This window comes from Pseudomonas sp. St386 (genome assembly GCF_018325865.1).
In the GTDB taxonomy this organism is placed as follows: Bacteria; Pseudomonadota; Gammaproteobacteria; order Pseudomonadales; family Pseudomonadaceae; genus Aquipseudomonas; species Aquipseudomonas brassicacearum.
Genome location: NZ_AP021900.1, coordinates 5,542,709 through 5,560,160, shown reverse-complemented (window position 1 = coordinate 5,560,160; position 17,452 = coordinate 5,542,709). Strand labels below are relative to the sequence as shown.

The 17,452-nt window shown below is 60.3% G+C and carries 16 protein-coding genes; 7 read left to right on the top strand and 9 right to left on the bottom strand.

Annotated features, from left to right (window positions below; all coding sequences use genetic code 11):
- From KI235_RS24545 to KI235_RS24525, 5 genes are all read right to left on the bottom strand, one after another.
- On the bottom strand, window positions 1-1,491 hold the full coding sequence (locus KI235_RS24545) for an alginate export family protein (protein WP_027911418.1): 1,491 nt from the start codon (window positions 1,489-1,491) through the stop codon (window positions 1-3).
- Window positions 1,492-1,496: 5 nt separating this feature from the next.
- Window positions 1,497-2,981, bottom strand: coding sequence for an alginate biosynthesis TPR repeat lipoprotein AlgK (algK, locus tag KI235_RS24540; RefSeq protein WP_003205318.1), 1,485 nt, complete (start codon window positions 2,979-2,981; stop codon window positions 1,497-1,499).
- Window positions 2,982-2,996: 15 nt separating this feature from the next.
- The gene (locus KI235_RS24535) at window positions 2,997-4,166 is read right to left on the bottom strand and encodes an alginate biosynthesis protein Alg44 (RefSeq protein WP_003205317.1); all 1,170 of its coding nucleotides are present in this window, start codon (window positions 4,164-4,166) and stop codon (window positions 2,997-2,999) included.
- 35 nt (window positions 4,167-4,201) lie between these two features.
- Complete coding sequence (alg8, locus tag KI235_RS24530; protein ID WP_172681418.1) at window positions 4,202-5,686, bottom strand: mannuronan synthase; 1,485 nt, start codon at window positions 5,684-5,686, stop codon at window positions 4,202-4,204.
- Between the two features lie 97 nt (window positions 5,687-5,783).
- Window positions 5,784-7,100 (bottom strand): nucleotide sugar dehydrogenase, encoded by a 1,317-nt coding sequence (locus KI235_RS24525; RefSeq protein WP_003205315.1) that lies wholly within the window; start codon window positions 7,098-7,100, stop codon window positions 5,784-5,786.
- Window positions 7,101-7,571: 471 nt separating this feature from the next.
- Between KI235_RS24525 and KI235_RS24520 the strand changes: the two genes are divergently transcribed.
- A complete protein-coding gene (locus tag KI235_RS24520) occupies window positions 7,572-7,826 on the top strand; it encodes a hypothetical protein (protein WP_146002231.1) in 255 nt (84 codons plus the stop codon).
- An 84-nt stretch (window positions 7,827-7,910) separates the two neighbouring features.
- Here the strand turns inward: KI235_RS24520 and yaaA are convergent, their stop codons facing one another.
- Window positions 7,911-8,690: a peroxide stress protein YaaA gene (gene yaaA / locus KI235_RS24515; RefSeq protein WP_028236670.1), complete on the bottom strand. Its 780-nt coding sequence runs from the start codon at window positions 8,688-8,690 to the stop codon at window positions 7,911-7,913.
- 308 nt (window positions 8,691-8,998) lie between these two features.
- Here yaaA and KI235_RS24510 point away from each other — a divergent pair, with 308 nt between their 5' ends.
- The 6 genes from KI235_RS24510 (at window position 8,999) to KI235_RS24485 (ending at window position 14,311) form a co-directional block, all read left to right on the top strand.
- Window positions 8,999-10,129, top strand: coding sequence for a polysaccharide deacetylase family protein (locus tag KI235_RS24510; RefSeq protein WP_003205313.1), 1,131 nt, complete (start codon window positions 8,999-9,001; stop codon window positions 10,127-10,129).
- Window positions 10,130-10,465: 336 nt separating this feature from the next.
- Window positions 10,466-11,860, top strand: a complete 1,395-nt coding sequence (locus KI235_RS24505) for a PhoH family protein (protein ID WP_003205312.1) — start codon at window positions 10,466-10,468, stop codon at window positions 11,858-11,860.
- A 251-nt stretch (window positions 11,861-12,111) separates the two neighbouring features.
- Window positions 12,112-12,585 carry a cyclic pyranopterin monophosphate synthase MoaC gene (gene moaC, locus KI235_RS24500; RefSeq protein ID WP_003205311.1) on the top strand — a complete coding sequence of 158 codons (474 nt, stop codon included), beginning with the start codon at window positions 12,112-12,114 and terminating at the stop codon, window positions 12,583-12,585.
- Window positions 12,582-12,824: a MoaD/ThiS family protein gene (locus KI235_RS24495; protein WP_003205310.1), complete on the top strand. Its 243-nt coding sequence runs from the start codon at window positions 12,582-12,584 to the stop codon at window positions 12,822-12,824. The genes moaC and KI235_RS24495 overlap by 4 nt, the downstream gene beginning before the upstream one ends.
- Before the next feature lie 3 nt (window positions 12,825-12,827).
- Entirely contained in the window at window positions 12,828-13,280 is a 453-nt protein-coding gene (gene moaE, locus KI235_RS24490) for a molybdopterin synthase catalytic subunit MoaE (protein ID WP_003205309.1), read from the top strand.
- A 254-nt stretch (window positions 13,281-13,534) separates the two neighbouring features.
- The gene (locus KI235_RS24485) at window positions 13,535-14,311 is read left to right on the top strand and encodes an ABC transporter substrate-binding protein (protein ID WP_003205308.1); all 777 of its coding nucleotides are present in this window, start codon (window positions 13,535-13,537) and stop codon (window positions 14,309-14,311) included.
- 106 nt (window positions 14,312-14,417) lie between these two features.
- Here KI235_RS24485 and KI235_RS24480 read toward each other — a convergent pair whose 3' ends face one another.
- The 3 genes from KI235_RS24480 to KI235_RS24470 all read right to left on the bottom strand — a co-directional run bounded on the left by KI235_RS24480 (window position 14,418) and on the right by KI235_RS24470 (window position 17,356).
- The gene (locus KI235_RS24480) at window positions 14,418-15,044 is read right to left on the bottom strand and encodes a PAS domain-containing protein (RefSeq protein ID WP_003205307.1); all 627 of its coding nucleotides are present in this window, start codon (window positions 15,042-15,044) and stop codon (window positions 14,418-14,420) included.
- 89 nt (window positions 15,045-15,133) lie between these two features.
- The gene (locus KI235_RS24475) at window positions 15,134-16,261 is read right to left on the bottom strand and encodes an FAD-binding oxidoreductase (RefSeq protein ID WP_013694161.1); all 1,128 of its coding nucleotides are present in this window, start codon (window positions 16,259-16,261) and stop codon (window positions 15,134-15,136) included.
- Between the two features lie 147 nt (window positions 16,262-16,408).
- A complete protein-coding gene (locus KI235_RS24470) occupies window positions 16,409-17,356 on the bottom strand; it encodes an ornithine cyclodeaminase family protein (RefSeq protein ID WP_003205305.1) in 948 nt (315 codons plus the stop codon).
- Between the last annotated feature and the right edge of the window lie 96 nt (window positions 17,357-17,452).

The following is a 17,452-nucleotide window of genomic DNA, read 5'->3' as shown; positions in this document are numbered from 1 at the left end:
TCAGAAGCGCCAGATCACGTCGACAAAGGCGCGATGCATGTACGAATCGACCTCTTTGCCGTAGGCGTCGCCTGGCTTGAACACGCCGCCACGAAAGCGCACCAGCGCCGACGGCTCATCAATGGATTGACTCAGCGCGGCCGGTAGCAGGCCTTGCTTGAAGTACTTGGTGACGACCAGATCGACTTCCTGGCCCAGGTCCTTTTCGCCGTCATTCAGCGGCAGGGACGAGGTGGACAGAATCGCGCCGGTCACGTCGTCGGTGTTGTTTTCCACGGCGTTGATGCCGTTGCTGCCCACTGGCTTGTTGCCGTCCACGCGCCAGAACTTGTGATACACAAGGCTGGCGTCGTATTCGTCACGCAGTTGCCAGGAACCGAACAGGCTGGCGCTCTGGGTGTTGGCCATTTCGCCACGGAACGCTTCGCCGAAACGGTGCACGCGCGAGCGGGTGCCGGTGAAGTTCGAGCGGTTGCTTTGCAGGCCGTTCTGTTGGTACTCATCGCTGGCGCGGGCATAGGCCGCACCGACTTGCCATTGCGGGTCCAGACGCAGGCGGATACCCAGGTCAGTGGCCCAGCCGTCCACGTCATCGCTGTGCTTGGCTTCTGTCGGGCGCGTGCCGTCGGCGTTGAGCGGGTTGACGGTGTCGCGCTCGCCGCTCATGCCGGTGAGGCTGGCCCAGTAGTTGACGGTGTTGGTGTTGCGCCAGTTGTAGGCGTCGCTGTTGGCTTCCAGGCCGAGCCAGGAGATGTCGCCGTTCTGGGTCTTGTCCAGGGTGTCGGTGGCTTCGCCCGGGGTCGGGTAATCGAGGCTGCCATTGTCATGGGAGTGGTGGGCGCGGATACCGGCCCACTGGCCTGGCATCCACTGGTAGCCCACGTCGCCATAGACGTGCAGGCGGTCCTTGTCCTTGGGGGACAATTCCTTGAGGTCGGTACGGTACTCGCTGAACCGTTCGGCCACGCCGAGGTTGGCCCGCAGCAAGGTGGTATCGAAGGTCCAGTTCAAGGCTTCGATGTTGGTGTCGCGCCATTGGCCGTCGTCGTTGCGCAGGCGCTGGCGACCGAACTTCAACTGCTCGCCCGGGTAGGGGGTCAGGCCGCGGTAGCCAATCCAGAACTCGCGCATGGCCAGGTAGCTTTTCTTGGCTTCGCGGTCACCGCTGTCGGTTTGCTGGGTGCTGCCATCGGACTGTTGCAGGGTGTCGGTCTCGATGATGTCGCTGGAGGTCACGGCCTGGGCCATGGCGTAGGCGCTCCAGGCGCCGCTTTCGCTTTCACCGTAGACCCATGGACGCAGGTCCAGGCCGACACCGTTGACGTCGCCACCGCTCTGGGTGCCGAGGTCACGGTCATCTTCGGACTGCCCGGTGATCTTCACTTCCAGGCCGAAATTCTTGCTATCGGTCAGTGCCGCCAGGGTCGGACAGGACCACAGCAGGGCAAACGACAGGCCAATACCAGCCTGCACAAAAGGGTTGAGCTTCAAAAGCTTCATAGAGGTTCCTCGCCGTCATCTTCTTTTAGGGCTTGCAGTTCAAGCGTATCGGGGCTCATAGCGCCGCGAATGGCCTGCTCTTGTTGTAGCAGGCGTTGGGCTTGTGCAAGTTGTTCCGGCGGTAATTGTGCTTCGAGGGTTTGGGCAAGCTCGGTGGCTTGCGGGGTGTTCTGCACCTTGGCCAACTGGCTGAACACATAGGCGTTGACCGGGTTGGGCTTGGTGCCCTTGCCCTGGGAGAACAGCTGGGCAATGGCAAAGTCGGCGCTGTTCTGGCCGTTGCGGGCGGCCTTGAGCAGGTGGTCCAGGGCCTTTTGCGAGTACACCTGGCCCAGGTAACCGCGGCGATAGATCTGGCCGAGGTAGTAGTCGGCGGCCACTTCGCGGCCCACGGCTTTCTGGAAATGTGCCTCGGCGACCTTGGCATCGGCCGGGACCCACTTGCCTTCGTAGTAAAGCTTGCCCAGCAACAGCTCGGCGCGCGGCTGGTCGGCGGCGCGGCCGTTTTCCAGGTACTGCATCATCTTGTCGACGTCACCCAGTTCCGGGAAGTCGTAGAGCAGTTGCGCCAGGCTGACCCAGGCAGCGGGGTAGCCAGGGGCGATGCCTTCGAGCAACGACTGGGCGGTCTTTTCATCGGTCTTGCCCAGGCTGGCGTCGGCCAGGACACGGGCGACGCTGTCCACGCGCTGGGCGGATACGACGCCACGGGCATGACCGTCCTGCATCTGCTTGAGCAGTGCGGCCTGCTGTTCCGGCTGGCCGCGTTTCTGATAGACCGTGGCCAGTTCGACGTAGCAGATGTCCGTGGTCGCCAGCGCGGCCTTGCAGACCTTCTCGACTTCGTCCAGGTGCTGGTCGTAGGTGCCCTGGGTGCGGTAGAGCAGAATCTGCGCCAGGCCCGCTTCCGGATAACCGGCGCTGCGCCATTGGCTGATCTGCTGTTGGGCGTTGACGTTCGGGAAGCTGTGGGGATATTGCAGGTACAGCATCGCCAGCGGGATCAGGGTGTTGCCTTCTCCGTTGGCGAAAGCTTTCTTCAACAGGCCTTCGGCTTCGTGTTTTTCCGCTTCGGTAGAACCGGGCTTGGCCACCAGCAGGCGACCCAGGCGAGCCTGGGCCCGTGGCGAGATATCGGCGGCGGCGCGGTAAGTCGCCTCGGCTTTTTTCATCTGCTCGGGGTCGTGGCTATCCACCTGGATGTCAGCCAGGCCCACCTGGGCCTCGCTGTAGCCCAGGTCGGCCAGCTGCTGGTAGTTCTGCTGCGCCAGCGCCGTGTCGCCGCGCTTGAGGGCTTCATTGGCCAGGCGTTGATCGGGCAGGCCGGCACAACCGGCCAGGCTGACGGCCAGTGCCAGGGCACACAGAGTTCCCATGTGGGAACGAGTTTGCGGCATAGCATCCTGACCGCGTTGATCCTTTCGCGAGCAAGCTCGCTCCCACAGGGTCTGTGGGGTGTTCAGGATTTTTATAATGGTCACGGGCATATCCTCGACTTAAATACCGACGGCCATGGCTTTGTCGATCAGCCAGTTCAGGTTCGGGCCACGGTCGCTGGTGACTTCTACCGGACGGCCGGCCAGCGAGCTGTCCAGGGGTTCGTCAGGTTGGATCAGCACACGGATATCGGAGGACAGGTCGGCACTTTTCAGGCTGGTGCTGCTGACGATCTTGCCGGTACGGGTGGTGTCTTCGCCGGCGACCTGGAAGTTGACTGGCGTACCTGGGCGCACGTCGCCGAACTGGCGATAGGAGAAGCGCGCTTCGACGTTGGCCTCGGTGCCCCGTGGGACCAGTTGGAAGATCACGTCACCCTTGCTTGCGTACTGGCCGTTGGCGACCAGTTGCTGGGACACGATGCAGTCGCACGGCGACGTCAGGGTACCGGTCATTTGCTTGCCGAACAGTTCCTCGACCTTGGCCGGCTGCAACTGGTTGTCGTCCAGGTGACCCTTGAGCACGTCGAGCATGCTGGTGCTGAAGGTCGCCAGCGGGGCGCCCTTGGCGGCCGCGCCGTCGGCCTTGACCAGGCTCTGCACGGTGCCGTCGCGCGGCATGGTGATGGCCATGCCCGGTACATTCACCAGACCGGCCTGGGCATGGCTGACGAAGTACATGCCGTACACCGACTTGAAGATGAAACCGAACGCCGCCAGGCCAACGACAAAGACGCCCAGGCTGAAGGTCACGGCGCGCAGGCGACCCAAGGCACTCATGCCACCGTTTTCGTCTTTCTGCTTGCGAGCCTTGGTGAAGTTATCGCGCTGCAGGGTCGCCAGCACATCGCCGACACCGACGATGTCGCCGGCCAGGTGCGAGGTAATGATGTGACGCAGTGTCGAGATGTCCCGAGGCTCCAGGTTCTGGAACTGGCAACCGGTGCGGCCGGTCTGGCGGTCGTAGGAACGGATCTGCAATTCCACGTCCATGGCCAGGCCAAGGTTGTCGATGACGAACTGCAGGCGACCTTTGTAGGACTCCCCGGTCTTGAGAGGCATCTGGCCGGCGTTGAAGCTCAGGCCGCCGGCGGACAGGTCCAGGACCTTGACTTCCATCGGCGTACGGTCAGGACCGAAGAAGCGCAGCTTGGCCGGGATTTTGACCCTGGCGTGTTGGCGCTGGGCTTCGGATTCATGCACTACGTTGACATTCACGGCGGTGTTCATAGGGGCGATTTCCTAGTTAATTCATTCAAGTCCGGTCAGACCATCGTCAGCAGCACGGCGACAAAAATGCTGCCGGCGGAGAAGGTCATGGTCCGAGACGACCAAGTGTTGAACCAACGTTGAAAGCTGGCGAGATCACGGGTCAGGTGGGTGGGCTGGCGGGTCCAGGACTGTTGATCGAGGCGGAAGAACACGTAGATCTTCACCAGGGCACCGACGATCTGGTTGTAATAGAGAATCGCCGGGTAGGCAGGGCCGATCCGGTGTCCGGAGCACGACAGCAACAGGGTCAGGATCAACCGCGTGATGCCGATCCACAGCAGGTACACCAGGATGAACGCGGTGCCGTACTTGAAGCTGGCGATCAGTGCCACGGTCAGGCCCAGCAGCGAGGTCCACATCGACACACGCTGGTCGAACAGCACCACCGAGGTGAACAGGCCCAGACGGCGCAGACCCAGGCCCAGTGCCCGGGAGTTCTGCCGCAGGTTGTTGCCGTACCAGCGGAACATCAGTTTTCGGCTGGCCTTGATGAAGCTCTTCTCCGGCGGGTGTTCAACGGTGTTGATCGCCGCATCGGGCACGTAGAAGGTGTCGTAACCCAGGCGCATCAGGCTGAACCAGCTCGACTTGTCATCGCCGGTCAGGAACTTGAAGCGGCCCAGGCGCCAGTGTTGCAGCGAGTCGCTTTCCACGTCGGCGATGAAGTCCGGGTTGGTGACCACGGTGGCGCGGAACACCGACATGCGGCCGGTCATGGTCAGCACGCGCTTGGACAAGGCCATGGAGCACATGTTGATGTGACGCTGGGCGAAACGCAGCTTGTGCCATTCGCTCATGATGTAGCCGCCGCGCACTTCGCAGAACTCGTTGGTGGTCAGGCCGCCGACGTTGCCGAACAGTTGGAACCACGGCACGGTCTTGCGCACGACGCCTTCGGCGAGCACGGTGTCGCCGTCGATCACCGCTACTACGGCGCGGTCGTCCGGCAAGTGGCGGGAGATGGCGCGGAAACCGTAGGCCAGGCCGTCGCGCTTGCCGGTGCCAGGGATACGCACGAAGTCCAGCTTGACCCGCGCTGGTGGGTTCATGCGGGCCCAGAGGCTCTTGACCAGCAGTTCGTCGGACATTTCCACGATGGAGCAGACCACGGTGGTGGGCAGCCCGCATTCGATGGCCTCGCGAATCACCGAGCCATACACCTGGGCGGTGGTCAGCGCATCGATCCGGAAGCTGGTGACCATCAGGTACACATGGGACGGATCCGCCGCCTTGCCCAGCTTGCGTACCTTGCGGCGCAGGTGCGGGTAGACGATGTACAGGAAGATCATGCCGCGCACGAAATGCGTTGCTCCCATGGAGTAACGCCAGATGCCCACGGCGCCGATCAGGAAGATGAAGTCCTTGGATTCGGAGTCGAACGTGGACGTGGGCAGCGCCATGGCGATGCCCATCAATAAACTCAAGTAAAACAGCCAACCGGCGGCCTGAAGCAGGCCGTGCTTTAGCCTGTGCATAATCTGCATCCGTCTCTATCTCGGGCGGGCCTTGTGGGCGGCCCGATGGGTTAAGGCAGGCGAAAGGCCGGCCGGGGCATGCCCCGGCCGGCAAACAGACTTACCAGCAGATGCCTTCGGTCCGGCCACTCGGGTTGGTGGCCTTGGACATGAAGCCGACCAGGTCGATGACCTGCTTGCCTTCCGGTACGTTCTCGGTCAGCGCGCGGAACTTCTCATCGCGGTTACCCAGGATGATGATGTCGGAGCTGTCGATCACCGAGTCGAAGTCGGAGTTGAGCAAGGACGAGACGTGAGGGATCTTCGACTCGATGTAATCCTTGTTCGCACCGTGGACGCGGGCGTATTCGACGTTGCTGTCGTAGATCTTCAGGTCGAAACCCTTGCCGATCAGCATCTCCGCCAGTTCTACCAGTGGGCTTTCACGCAGGTCGTCGGTACCGGCCTTGAAGCTCAGGCCCAGCAGGGCGACTTTGCGCTTGTCGTGGCTGGAAACGATGTCGAAGGCGTTCTGCACCTGGGATTCGTTGCTGCGCATCAGCGAGTTGAGCAGCGGCGCTTCCACGTCCAGGGAACCGGCGCGGTAGGTCAGGGCGCGAACGTCCTTGGGCAGGCAGGAGCCGCCGAAGGCGAAGCCTGGACGCATGTAGTACTGGGACAGGTTCAGGGTCTTGTCCTGGCAGACCACATCCATCACTTCACGACCATCGACGCCGACAGCCTTGGCGATGTTGCCGATCTCGTTGGCGAAGGTCACCTTGGTGGCGTGCCACACGTTGCAGGTGTACTTGATCATCTCGGCAACGGCGATGTCCTTGCGGATGATCGGCGCGTCGAGCTCTTCGTACAGCGATTGCAGAACGTCGCCAGAGGCTTTGTCGAACTCACCGATAACGGTCATCGGCGGCTGGTCGTAGTCTTTGATCGCGGTGCTTTCGCGCAGGAATTCAGGGTTGACTGCGACACCGAAATCGACGCCGGCTTTCTTGCCGGAGCAGTCTTCCAGGATCGGGATGACGACGTTTGCCACAGTGCCCGGCAATACGGTGCTACGAACCACGATGGTGTGGCGGGTGGTCTTGTCACGCAGGACAAAACCGATCTCGCGGCACACGGCTTCGATGTAGTTCAGTTCCAGGTCGCCGTTCTTTTTGCTTGGTGTACCGACACAAATCATCGACAGGTCAGTATCGCGAATGGCTTCGGCGAAGTTGGTGGTACCACGCAGCCGGCCTGTTTGAATGCCTTGCGCCAATAGCTCGCCAAGACCCGGTTCAACGATTGGCGATTTGCCAGCGTTGATCATGTCGATTTTGTCTTTGGCGACATCTACGCCAACTACATCATGGCCCCGTGCAGACAGGCAACCGGCACATACTGCACCGACGTAACCCAAACCAAATATGCTAATGCGCATCGCATTTCCCTCTGTTTTTCACGCCATTAAATGGCCGGAGTTAATAGTGTTCAGCGGTCATAGTGCACTCGGAAGTGTGGAATGCAGGCGCCACAATGCCGTGTGCAGGCATACTAAGTTCCGAGTGTCTAAATAAATGCACTCAAGTTGTGCGCAATGTGGCCTAGTTGTTATGACCTGCCCTGTTATGCAGCCAGTCCTCGTTATCGGGAACGCTCGTGCAAAGGTCCTTCACTTTCGATCCCTGGCAAAAAGCCCACAAAATCAAAAGTTTGTGTGCTCGGGTGAGCACGTTATAGGGGCGCAGCCTTGGCCTTGTAGGGGATAGTAATGGTGCTTTATCTCCCATCCTTTAAGGGTGGATCCAATTAGACGACCGTTTGACTAAGTTGTCGTGACAACTTGGTTAATCCGTTCGTCGTCCTTTGTAAGTTATCTCGTACACGCTCGCCGAGAATCGTTACGGATGGTATGAGCCATGCAATTTCACATAGTTCCGATCCGCTCATCGCGATTTTCGAAATTTTTCGAAATATTATCGAAGATGGCACTGGCCTCAATATGATGGCACTTACCGTTTCGCCCTTTATTAATGGGGAGTTAGAAGGGGTAGATAGTTTTGTGCCACTACCGATGAAAAAAATCGGTGCCACTACGCAAAAAACTGACGAGTGTCGAGTGAAAGAAAAGTTAGCGCAGGGGTGGGGCGATTTATTGGCGCCATGAAAATGGCGAGGTGGGCGAGGAACTAAGATGACAAGTAGGCAGATGATCGAAGCCCCCGATCAGGGGGCGGTATAAGGTTATGCCTTATTCAGGGGCGTGATCGCGCAGGAAAACCAGTTTGTCCCGGCTCGACTGTTGGGCGTTGAAGCGGTAGCCCTGTACATCGAATTGGCTGAGTGCCGCAGGGTCGTTGATCCTTTCCTGAATCACGAAACGACTCATCAGGCCCCGGGCTTTCTTGGCGTAGAAGCTGATGATTTTGTACTGGCCATTTTTCAGGTCGCGGAATTCGGTATCGATGACGCGCGCTTTCAGTGCGCTGCGCTTGACCGCCGAGAAGTATTCATTGGAAGCCAGGTTCAGCAGTACGTCGTCGCCCTGGTCGGCGAGGGCTTCGTTCAACCATTCGCTGATGCGCGTGCCCCAGAAAGCATAAAGGTCCTTGCCCCGGGCATTGGCCAGCTTAGTGCCCATTTCCAGGCGATAGGGTTGCATCAGGTCCAGTGGCCGCAGCAGGCCATAGAGGCCAGAGAGCATGCGCAGATGTTGCTGGGCGTAGTCGAAGTCGGCGTCGCCAAAGCTTTGCGCATCGAGGCCCGTGTACACGTCGCCCTTGAAGGCCAGCAGCGCCTGCTTGGCATTGGTTGGGGTGAACGCCGGTGTCCAACTGCCAAATCGCGCGGCATTGAGGCCGCCGATCTTGTCGGAGACATGCATCAGCTCGCTGATCTGTGCCGGGGAGAATTCGCGCAGTTGCTCGATCAGTTCCTGGGAATGATCCAGGTACTGCGGCTGGGTAAAACGCGCGGTGGCCGGCGGTGTTTCGTAATCGAGGGTCTTGGCGGGGGAAATCACCATCAGCATGAAATCGTCTCCTTGAGGGTGCGGCGATTCTAGGGGGTTGTCCGGGTGGACTCCAGCTATTGGGGTGATAGGTGATGGATGGGCGAGTATTGACGGGCATTTGTGGTGAGGGATCTGTGGGAGCAAAGTCTGTGGGAGCAAAGCTTGCTCGCGATGAACGATGACGCAATCTTGCAAATGGACCTTGTCGCCTGCATCGCGAGCAAGCTTTGCTCCCACAGGTCTGCTCCCCAAGTCCTCTGATCACAAGGGTATTGCGCCAGGATCGGCTATGATGCCGCGCGGGTTTCGTTATGGAGACATCCCTTTTGCGTATCGCTCTTCTGTTATCGGCCTGGCTGTTGAGCCTGGGTGCAATTGCCGCGCCCGCGCTCAACGACGTCGCGACCCTGGACCGCAGCACCTGGCCGGAACAACTCACCAGCCCGACGCTGTTCGACGTGGCCTCGCGGGCCGAGATCCTGATGTTCGCCCGGGTCCTGCTGGACGTCGATGCCATGGACGAAATTGCGCTCAAGCAGTACCTGGGGCTGCGTTCGGTCAATATGGTTGCTATCGACGCGCTTCGCGCCCGGCTGTGGCAGCGGTTGTTGGCCAACTACAACTTTGCCCAACGCAGTTGCGATCAGGACGCTTCCTTCTGTTACCTGGTCGAGGACATGGCGACCCTGCGCGAAGAGGCACGCAGATTCCATCTGGATGACAATTCCTACTACATCAAGTGGGCCGCGCCGAGCCAGATCTTTCATACCCAATACCGCGACGAACTGCTGCGTAAAGCCGCGCTTTTTCCGCAAACCAGCAGCGAAATCGAACGTTTCGGCGATTACGAACGCAACGGCGAAGGCATGAACGACCGCCTGTTCCTGCTGACCTTCGACAGCGCCGCCAACGTTGTGCCGGACAACACCCCGTGGTTGGCCGAATACCTGCGCAAGGCGAACATCAATGGCACCTTCTTCGTGCTGGGCAAGGATATCCAGGCGCGGTTGCAAGAGGGCTCGGTCAACAATCTCCAGGCGTTGTATTCGAGACAATGCGTGGGCGTGCAGGGCTGGGAGTTCCGCTCCCACAGTTATTGGCAGGACTGGCAAGACTCGGTCCGGCGCAGTGTCGAGCTGGTCAAGGGCAAGCTGCCCGAAAATTTCGTGCCGCTGTTCCGTCCGCCCCAAGGCCAGCGTCGCGGCGATGCGCAAGCGTTCTTCCAGCAGCAGGGCTTGCAAGTGGCGCTGTGGGACATCGATCCCCAGGACAGCAACAATCGACTCAAGCCTGAGCAAAGCGCCCAGCGTGTACTGACCCTGATGCTGCTGTGGCGCCACGGGGTGATCAATTTCAATGCCAAGCAGGATGGGGTGAAAACGGCGATGCCCTGGTTGATGACGCAGACGGCGCAAAGCGGGATCGGTTGGGCGGACTGCCAGGAAGCGTTTCGCTGAAACCTGAAAAGGCCCGGAAACATTGGGGGACGAGAAAAAACCGGCGCACATTCATGACAACCGGACTTCCGACTTTAACGGCGCAATGGCGGTACGCCAAGGGTTATTCGTCACTCTGAAAAATAAACTTCAAAAAAGCGTCAAAGTGCTTTTTCCTGTCATGGTTTTTGGAGTATCAAGAAGACAGACCGCCGAAACCTGCAACACAGGTGGCGTCTTCCAAGACCCAGATTGTGTGCAGTTCACCTGAATCGTCGCGGGTGAATTCGGTGGCTACCTCGAGGCGCAGCACTGTCACGGTATTGCGTCGAATGGCCCCCACATAGGTGACCGAGTATGGATGACCACGGACGCAGCCTTTCCTCCAACCAGCCAATCCTCTATGTACTCGATACCAACGTATTGATCCACGATCCAAACGCCCTGCTGAACTTCGAAGAACACCACGTTGCCATCCCGATGACCGTGCTTGAGGAGCTGGACAAGCTCAAGAGCGGACACCACAGCGTTGCGGCCGAATGCCGGCAGGCGATCCGCCTGATCGACAAGACCCTGGGTGACGCCTCTCCGGAGGACGTTGAGCTCGGCGTGCCGATCCAGCGCGGCAAAAGTGGCCCCAAGGGCCTGCTTTCGATCCTGATGAGCAAGCGCACCGAACCCAACCTGGTGCTGCCTGAACACCTGAACGACAACATCATCATCAACCAGTTGATCGACCTGCACGCGCGCACCAAGGACCAGGCCGTGGTGCTGGTGACCAAAGACATCAACATGCGCCTCAAGGCCCGCGCCTGCGGGATCGCGGCGGAGGACTACAGCACCGACCAACTGGTCGACGACGTCTCGCTGTTGCCCAATGGCTACCACAACATGACCGGCTCCTTCTGGGACCGTGTGAGCAAGGTCGAGACCCGCCAGGACCACGGCCGCACCTGGCACCAGGTGCAGTTGATCGACAACCTGCCGGCCGTGCACATCAACGAGTTCATCATCGACGAACAAGGCTTCGTCGGCTGGATCAAGGAAATCCATGTCGACAAGCTGCTGATCCTCGACCTGCACCAGGAACCTTTGCTGCATCAGGAAGCCTGGGGCCTCAAGCCCCGTGACATCTATCAGAGCCTGGCGCTGTTCGCTTTGCTTGATCCGGATATCCACCTGGTCAACCTGTCCGGCGCCGCCGGTTCCGGCAAGACCATTCTGGCCCTGGCCGCTGCCATCGAGCAGACCATGGTCAGCAAGCGCTACCGGCGCATCATCGCCACCCGCAGCGTGCAGGGCCTGGACCAGGAAATCGGCTTCCTGCCCGGTACCGAAGCGGAGAAAATGGAGCCGTGGCTGGGGGCGATAACCGACAACCTCGAAGCCTTGCACATGGATGACGAAAGCACCCATGGCAGCGTCGACTACATCCTCAGCAAAGTGCCGTTGCAGTTCAAATCCCTCAACTACATTAGGGGGCGCAGCTTCCAGCAGAGCCTGATCCTGATCGACGAATGCCAGAACCTGACCCCGCACCAGATGAAAACCATCATCACCCGTGCCGGTGCCGGTTCCAAAGTGGTGTGCCTGGGTAACCTGGCGCAGATCGACACCCCTTACCTGTCCGCGACCAGCTCCGGGCTGACCTACCTGACCGAACGCTTCAAGGACTTCCCCAACGGGGTCCACATCACCCTGCAGGGCGTACCGCGCTCGATCCTGGCCGAATACGCCGAATCCCACCTGTAACCCCAGCCAAACCGGGCGACCCTATGGTCGCCCGGTTTTTTTTTCTGCCTGACATATAACCCCTGTGGGAGCGAGCTTGCTCGCGATGGCGGTGTGTCAGATAAAAATAGGTGCCTGACACACCCTCATCGCGAGCAAGCTCGCTCCCACAAGGGATCTCCGGTGTTTTGCAAATTGCAGGTGCGACAATCAAGCCTGCCGGAATTTGACCCACGGGTTTACAATCGACACTCCCGATCAGGAGTAACCCTGTGCTGACTCATCTCGATTCCCAAGGTCGCGCCAACATGGTCGACGTGACCGACAAGGCCGTGACGTTCCGTGAAGCCACGGCCGAGGCCTTTGTGCGCATGTTGCCCGACACGCTGCAGATGATCGTCAGCGGCGGTCACCCCAAGGGCGATGTGTTCGCCGTCGCACGCATTGCTGGCATCCAGGCGGCCAAGAAAACCAGTGACCTGATTCCGCTCTGCCACCCGCTGCTGCTCACCAGCGTCAAGGTCGAGCTCAATGCCGAAGGCGAGGACCGGGTGCGCATCGTCGCCCGTTGCAAACTGTCGGGGCAGACCGGCGTGGAAATGGAGGCGCTCACCGCCGCCAGCGTCGCCGCACTGACCATCTACGACATGTGCAAGGCCGTCGACCGTGGCATGACCATCGAAGGCGTGCGGGTGTTGGAAAAACTCGGCGGCAAGAGCGGCCATTTCCAGGCGGATGCGTCATGAAAATCAACGTGAAGTTCTTTGCCCGTTACCGTGAAGCGCTTGGCGTGGATTCGGTAAAGGTGGAAGGCGATTTCGCCACGGTCGACGATGTGCGCGTGCTGCTTGCCCTGCGTGACGGGGCCGAGGTGCTGAAGGAACAAAACCTGATGTGCGCGCGCAATGAAGACCTGTGCCAGCTCGACGAACCGCTGGCGGACGGCGACGAAGTGGCGTTTTTCCCCACCGTGACCGGAGGCTGAACCATGGCGATTCGTGTGCAGGTCGAACCGTTCGACGCGGGGGGCGAAGTCAACGCGATGCACGCGGCCAATGTCGGCGTGGGGGCGGTGGTGAGTTTTGTCGGCTACGTGCGTGACTTCAATGACGGCCTCGATGTGTCCGGGATGTTCTTGGAGCATTACCCAGGCATGACAGAAAAAGCCTTGGGCAAGATCGCCACCGAGGCCGAGCAGCGCTGGCCGTTGCTCAAGCTGGAGGTGCTGCACCGGATCGGTGCCCTGGAACCGGGCGAGCCGATCGTCTTCGTCGGTGCCGCCAGTGCCCATCGCCAGGCGGCGTTCGACGCCTGCGCCTTTGTCATGGACTACCTCAAGACCCGAGCGCCGTTCTGGAAAAAGGAAAACACTGTCGACGGCCCGCGCTGGGTTGAAGGGCGGGACAGTGACCATGCGGCGGCGGATCGCTGGAAGCAGTAAGCAACCTGTTGTTTTTTCGCAAGCCATAAGTCGCCATCGCGAGCAAGCTCGCTCCCACAGTGGATCTTCGTTGTACACAAGGTCCCTTGTGGGAGCGAGCTTGCTCGCGATGAGGCCATCAACCTCCCATCACATTCCCCTGCCTACCGATTGACGGTGTGTACATTAAAGTCCAATATGGATTTATAAGTACATATAAAGTCATCGCCCCACCTTTCTCTGCCAAACCAACAACAACCCGCGAGAGATCGATCATGAAAAAACTCCCCCTCATCACCGGCCTGGCCTTGAGCCTGTTGGCCTCCAGCAGCCTGTTCGCCGCTGAGAAAACCTTGCGCATCGGCATCGAGGCGGCATATCCGCCGTTTGCTTCCAAGACCTCGGAAGGGAAGATCGAGGGGTTCGACTACGACATCGGCAATGCCCTGTGCGCGCAGATGCAGGTCAAGTGCGAGTGGATCGAGGGTGAGTTCGACGGGCTGATTCCGGCGCTCAAGGTGAAGAAGATCGATCTGGCGTTGTCGTCCATGACCATTACCGAAGAGCGCAAGAAATCGGTGGATTTCACCCACAAGTACTACTTCACCTCATCGCGCCTGGTCATGAAGGAAGGGGCGGTGGTCGATGACCAGTACGCCAGCCTCAAGGGCAAGACCGTCGGTGTGCAGCGGGCCACCACCACTGACCGCTACGCCACTGAAGTCCTCGAACCCAAGGGTGTGATCGTCAAGCGCTATAGCAACAACGAAGAAATCTACATGGACCTGGCGTCCGGTCGGCTCGACGCGATTTTCGCCGACACCATCCCGCTGGAAGACTTTCTGTCGATGCCTCGTGGCAAGGGCTACGCCTTTGTCGGCCCCGAGCTCAAGGACCCCAAATACGTCGGCGAAGGCGCCGGTATCGCGGTGCGCAAGGGCAATACCCAACTGGTGGCGGATTTGAACAAGGCCATCGATGGGATTCGGGCCAATGGGGAGTATCAGAAGATCCAGGGCAAGTATTTCAAGTCGGATATCTATGGCGACTGATTGACCGCCATCGCGAGCAAGCTCGCTCCCACAGGGGACCTGGGTACAAAGATCCAGTGTGGGAGCGAGCTTGCTCGCGAAGGCGGCAGACCTGGCAAAGCAGATTTCAGCCCTTCAGCTCCTTCAAATGCTTGTACACCGTCGCCCGCCCCATATTCAGCACATTGGCCACGTAGTTGGACGCGCTCTTGCCCTTGAATGCGCCTTCGGCATGCAGCGCCAGCACCAGCTCGCGTTTGTGGTCGCGGGTCAGCAGGTTCAGGCTCAACTGACGCTCGCGCATCCAGGCATGCAGGAAGGTGTTGATCCGTTCCTGCCAGTCATCGCGAAACAGTGAGTCGGGCTGGGGGATCAACTTGCTCGGCGACAGGAACAGATCCAGCGCGGCCTTGGCATTCTCGAACAGCGAAATATTCAGGTTGATGCACAGCACCGCCAGCGGATGACCGTCGGCGTCGCGCAGTACGCTGCTGAGGCTGCGAATCTTCTGTCCGTCCCAGTTCAGCTTTTCGTAGGGCCCGATATTACGTTCGCTGACGTCCTCGCTGAGCATGTCTTCCAGGGACGAGTCATCGCCAATTTCGCGCTTGGACAGGTTATTGGCGATGTAATCGACTTTCTGGGTGCGCAGGTCGTGCAGCACCACTTCGGCGTGGGGGTAGAACAGCGTGGCGATGGCGTCGGCGATGGTGCGGAAGTTTTCCAGCGCCGGATCGGGTGGCGAGGCAGTCATGACAGGGCTCCAGGCAGCGTCAGCGCCCCGTGGAACAGGGGCGCGGGGGAGTGTGCCGCAATCGTGGCGATGCGTCACCTCAAGGTGGCTCAGCCCAGGCGTTCGGGTGACAGCATGGCGCTGTTCAGGCCGAAACGGGCCAGGGCCTCGGGCAGCGGTTCGCCACGCACCAGCGCCGCGCTGGCCTGGCCCATGGCCGGTGAGGTCTGGATGCCGTAGCCACCCTGGGCTGCGACCCAATACAGCCCGGGCAGCTGCGGATCGAAACCGGACAGCAGGTCACCGTCGGGCACGAAACTGCGCAAGCCGGCCCAGGTGCGGGTCGGGCGGCGGATGGTCAGGGTAGTGGCTTCTTCGATCTGGTAGATGCCCATGGCGATGTCCAGCTCTTCCGGCTGCACGTCATGAGGTTCCACCGGGTCGGCGTTGGCTGGCGAGCCGAGGAACATGCCGGCGTCAGGCTTCATATAGAAGGATTCGTCCAGGCTCACCAGCATCGGCCAGTCATGGATGTCCACGCCCTCGGGCCCGGCAAAAATGAACGCTGCGCGCCGCTTGGGCTGCAACCCCAGCTTCCGGGCGCCGGCCATTTCGGCAATGTGATCGGCCCATGCGCCGGCAGCATTGATCAGGATCGGTGCGGTGAACGTCTGGTTGGCGGTCTTCACCTGCCACAGCCCCTGATCATCGCGGCTCAATTGCTGGACTTCGCTGTCGGTGTGCACTTCACCGCCATTGCGACGAATACCGCGCAGGTAGCCTTGGTGCAGTGCATCGGTGTCGATGTCGCAGGCCGTGGGGTCGTAGATCGCTCCGTGGACTTTCTCCCGTCGCAGGATCGGCAGCCGCACACAGGCCTCGTCGGCGCTGAGCAGTTGCATCTGCGGCACCGTCGCCTTGGCGCTGAGGTATTGGTTGTTCAACTCGGCCGGGTCACCGGTGAAGTCCACGGTCATTTCGCCCCGTGGGGTCAGCAAGGGGTGTTCGCAGAAACCGGTCGGCGGGGCGTCGAAAAAATCCCGGCTGGCCTGGGTCAGCGCCCGCACCTGAGGGGTGCCGTAGGCGGCGGTATACAGCGCCGCCGAGCGTCCGGTGGAGTGGTAGGCCGGATGGGATTCGCGTTCGAGCACAATCACACGGCCGTGGGGGGCGAGCCAGTAACCGGTGGATGCACCGGCAATGCCGCCGCCGATGATGATGAAATCTGCTTGTTTCATGAATTCTCCTGCGAAGAATGTGCCCGGGAACTCGAAGACCCCTGTGGGAGCGAGCTTGCTCGCGAAGGCGGCCTGACAGTCGATATTGAAGGTGACTGACCCACCGCCATCGCGAGCAAGCTCGCTCCCACAAGGGAATGGGGGGTGTCAGTTGTGAAGTCGATACAGGGCATTCGCCAGCGCAACATCTTCCAGGCCCAGACCAATGGAGCGGAAGAACACGTGGCGTTGGTAGTCGGGACGCGCCACGTGTTCGCTGAGTAATTCGGGCAAATCGCCGACGATGCTCGACGCCTCCCAGCCATGCTCTTCGCCGGCGATCAGCATTTCACCGGCCGAGCCTGGGGTGGTCTGACGATAGTCGCAGAACACGTCCATGTCGTTGAGGCTTTGAGGGGGGACTTCATGGGCGCGTGGGGCGTTGGTGCTGATGGAGGTGATCAGCGCCGGTTTGCCCAGGGCCTGCGGGTCGAGTACCGCTTTGGCGGACGAGGTGCAGAGCATCACCACATCAGCGTCGTGCAGCGCCGCTTCAAGGCTGTCGGCGATGTGCAGGCGCGGGTCCAGGTCGGTGATGGAGGCAAGTTCTTGTGCCGACTTGGTCTTCAGGCCTGGCGAATATAGGCTGATAGCTTGCCAGTCCCGCAGGCCCTTGACGTATTGCACGTGTGCCCGCGCCACCGCACCGCTACCGATGACCGCCAGGCGCCGGGCGGTGTGCGGGGCGAGGGCATCGACGGCAACAGCCGTGGTGGCAGCGGTGCGAGCGGTGGTCAACTCGGCGGCATCGCACAGTAGTAGCGGCTGGCCGGTCTGCATCGACATCAACAAGGTCCAGGCGGTCACCAGCGGACCTTGCTCGCGCACGATGTAGGGCGAGGTCTTGACCCCGTAGACCTGGTCTTCAGCCAGCACACCCAGATAGTTGATGAAGTCCCCGGCGCCCTGTGGAAACACCACCAGTTGCTGGGGTGGCTGCACCGCTTGTCCAGCGGCGAGATCACGGAACAGCTTGCGCAGGATGTGCGGCACGTCGATTTGCCCGAGCAGTTCTCGGGCCTGGGCTTGGGTCATCACATGGGGCGTGCTGGACATGGGGGCTCCGGATGCTTGCGTAAACTAATTTGTCCATTATGGACTTTTAGTTTAATCGAGCAATATCCCCAGGCAAAAAAAAGCGCAGCCTGTCTT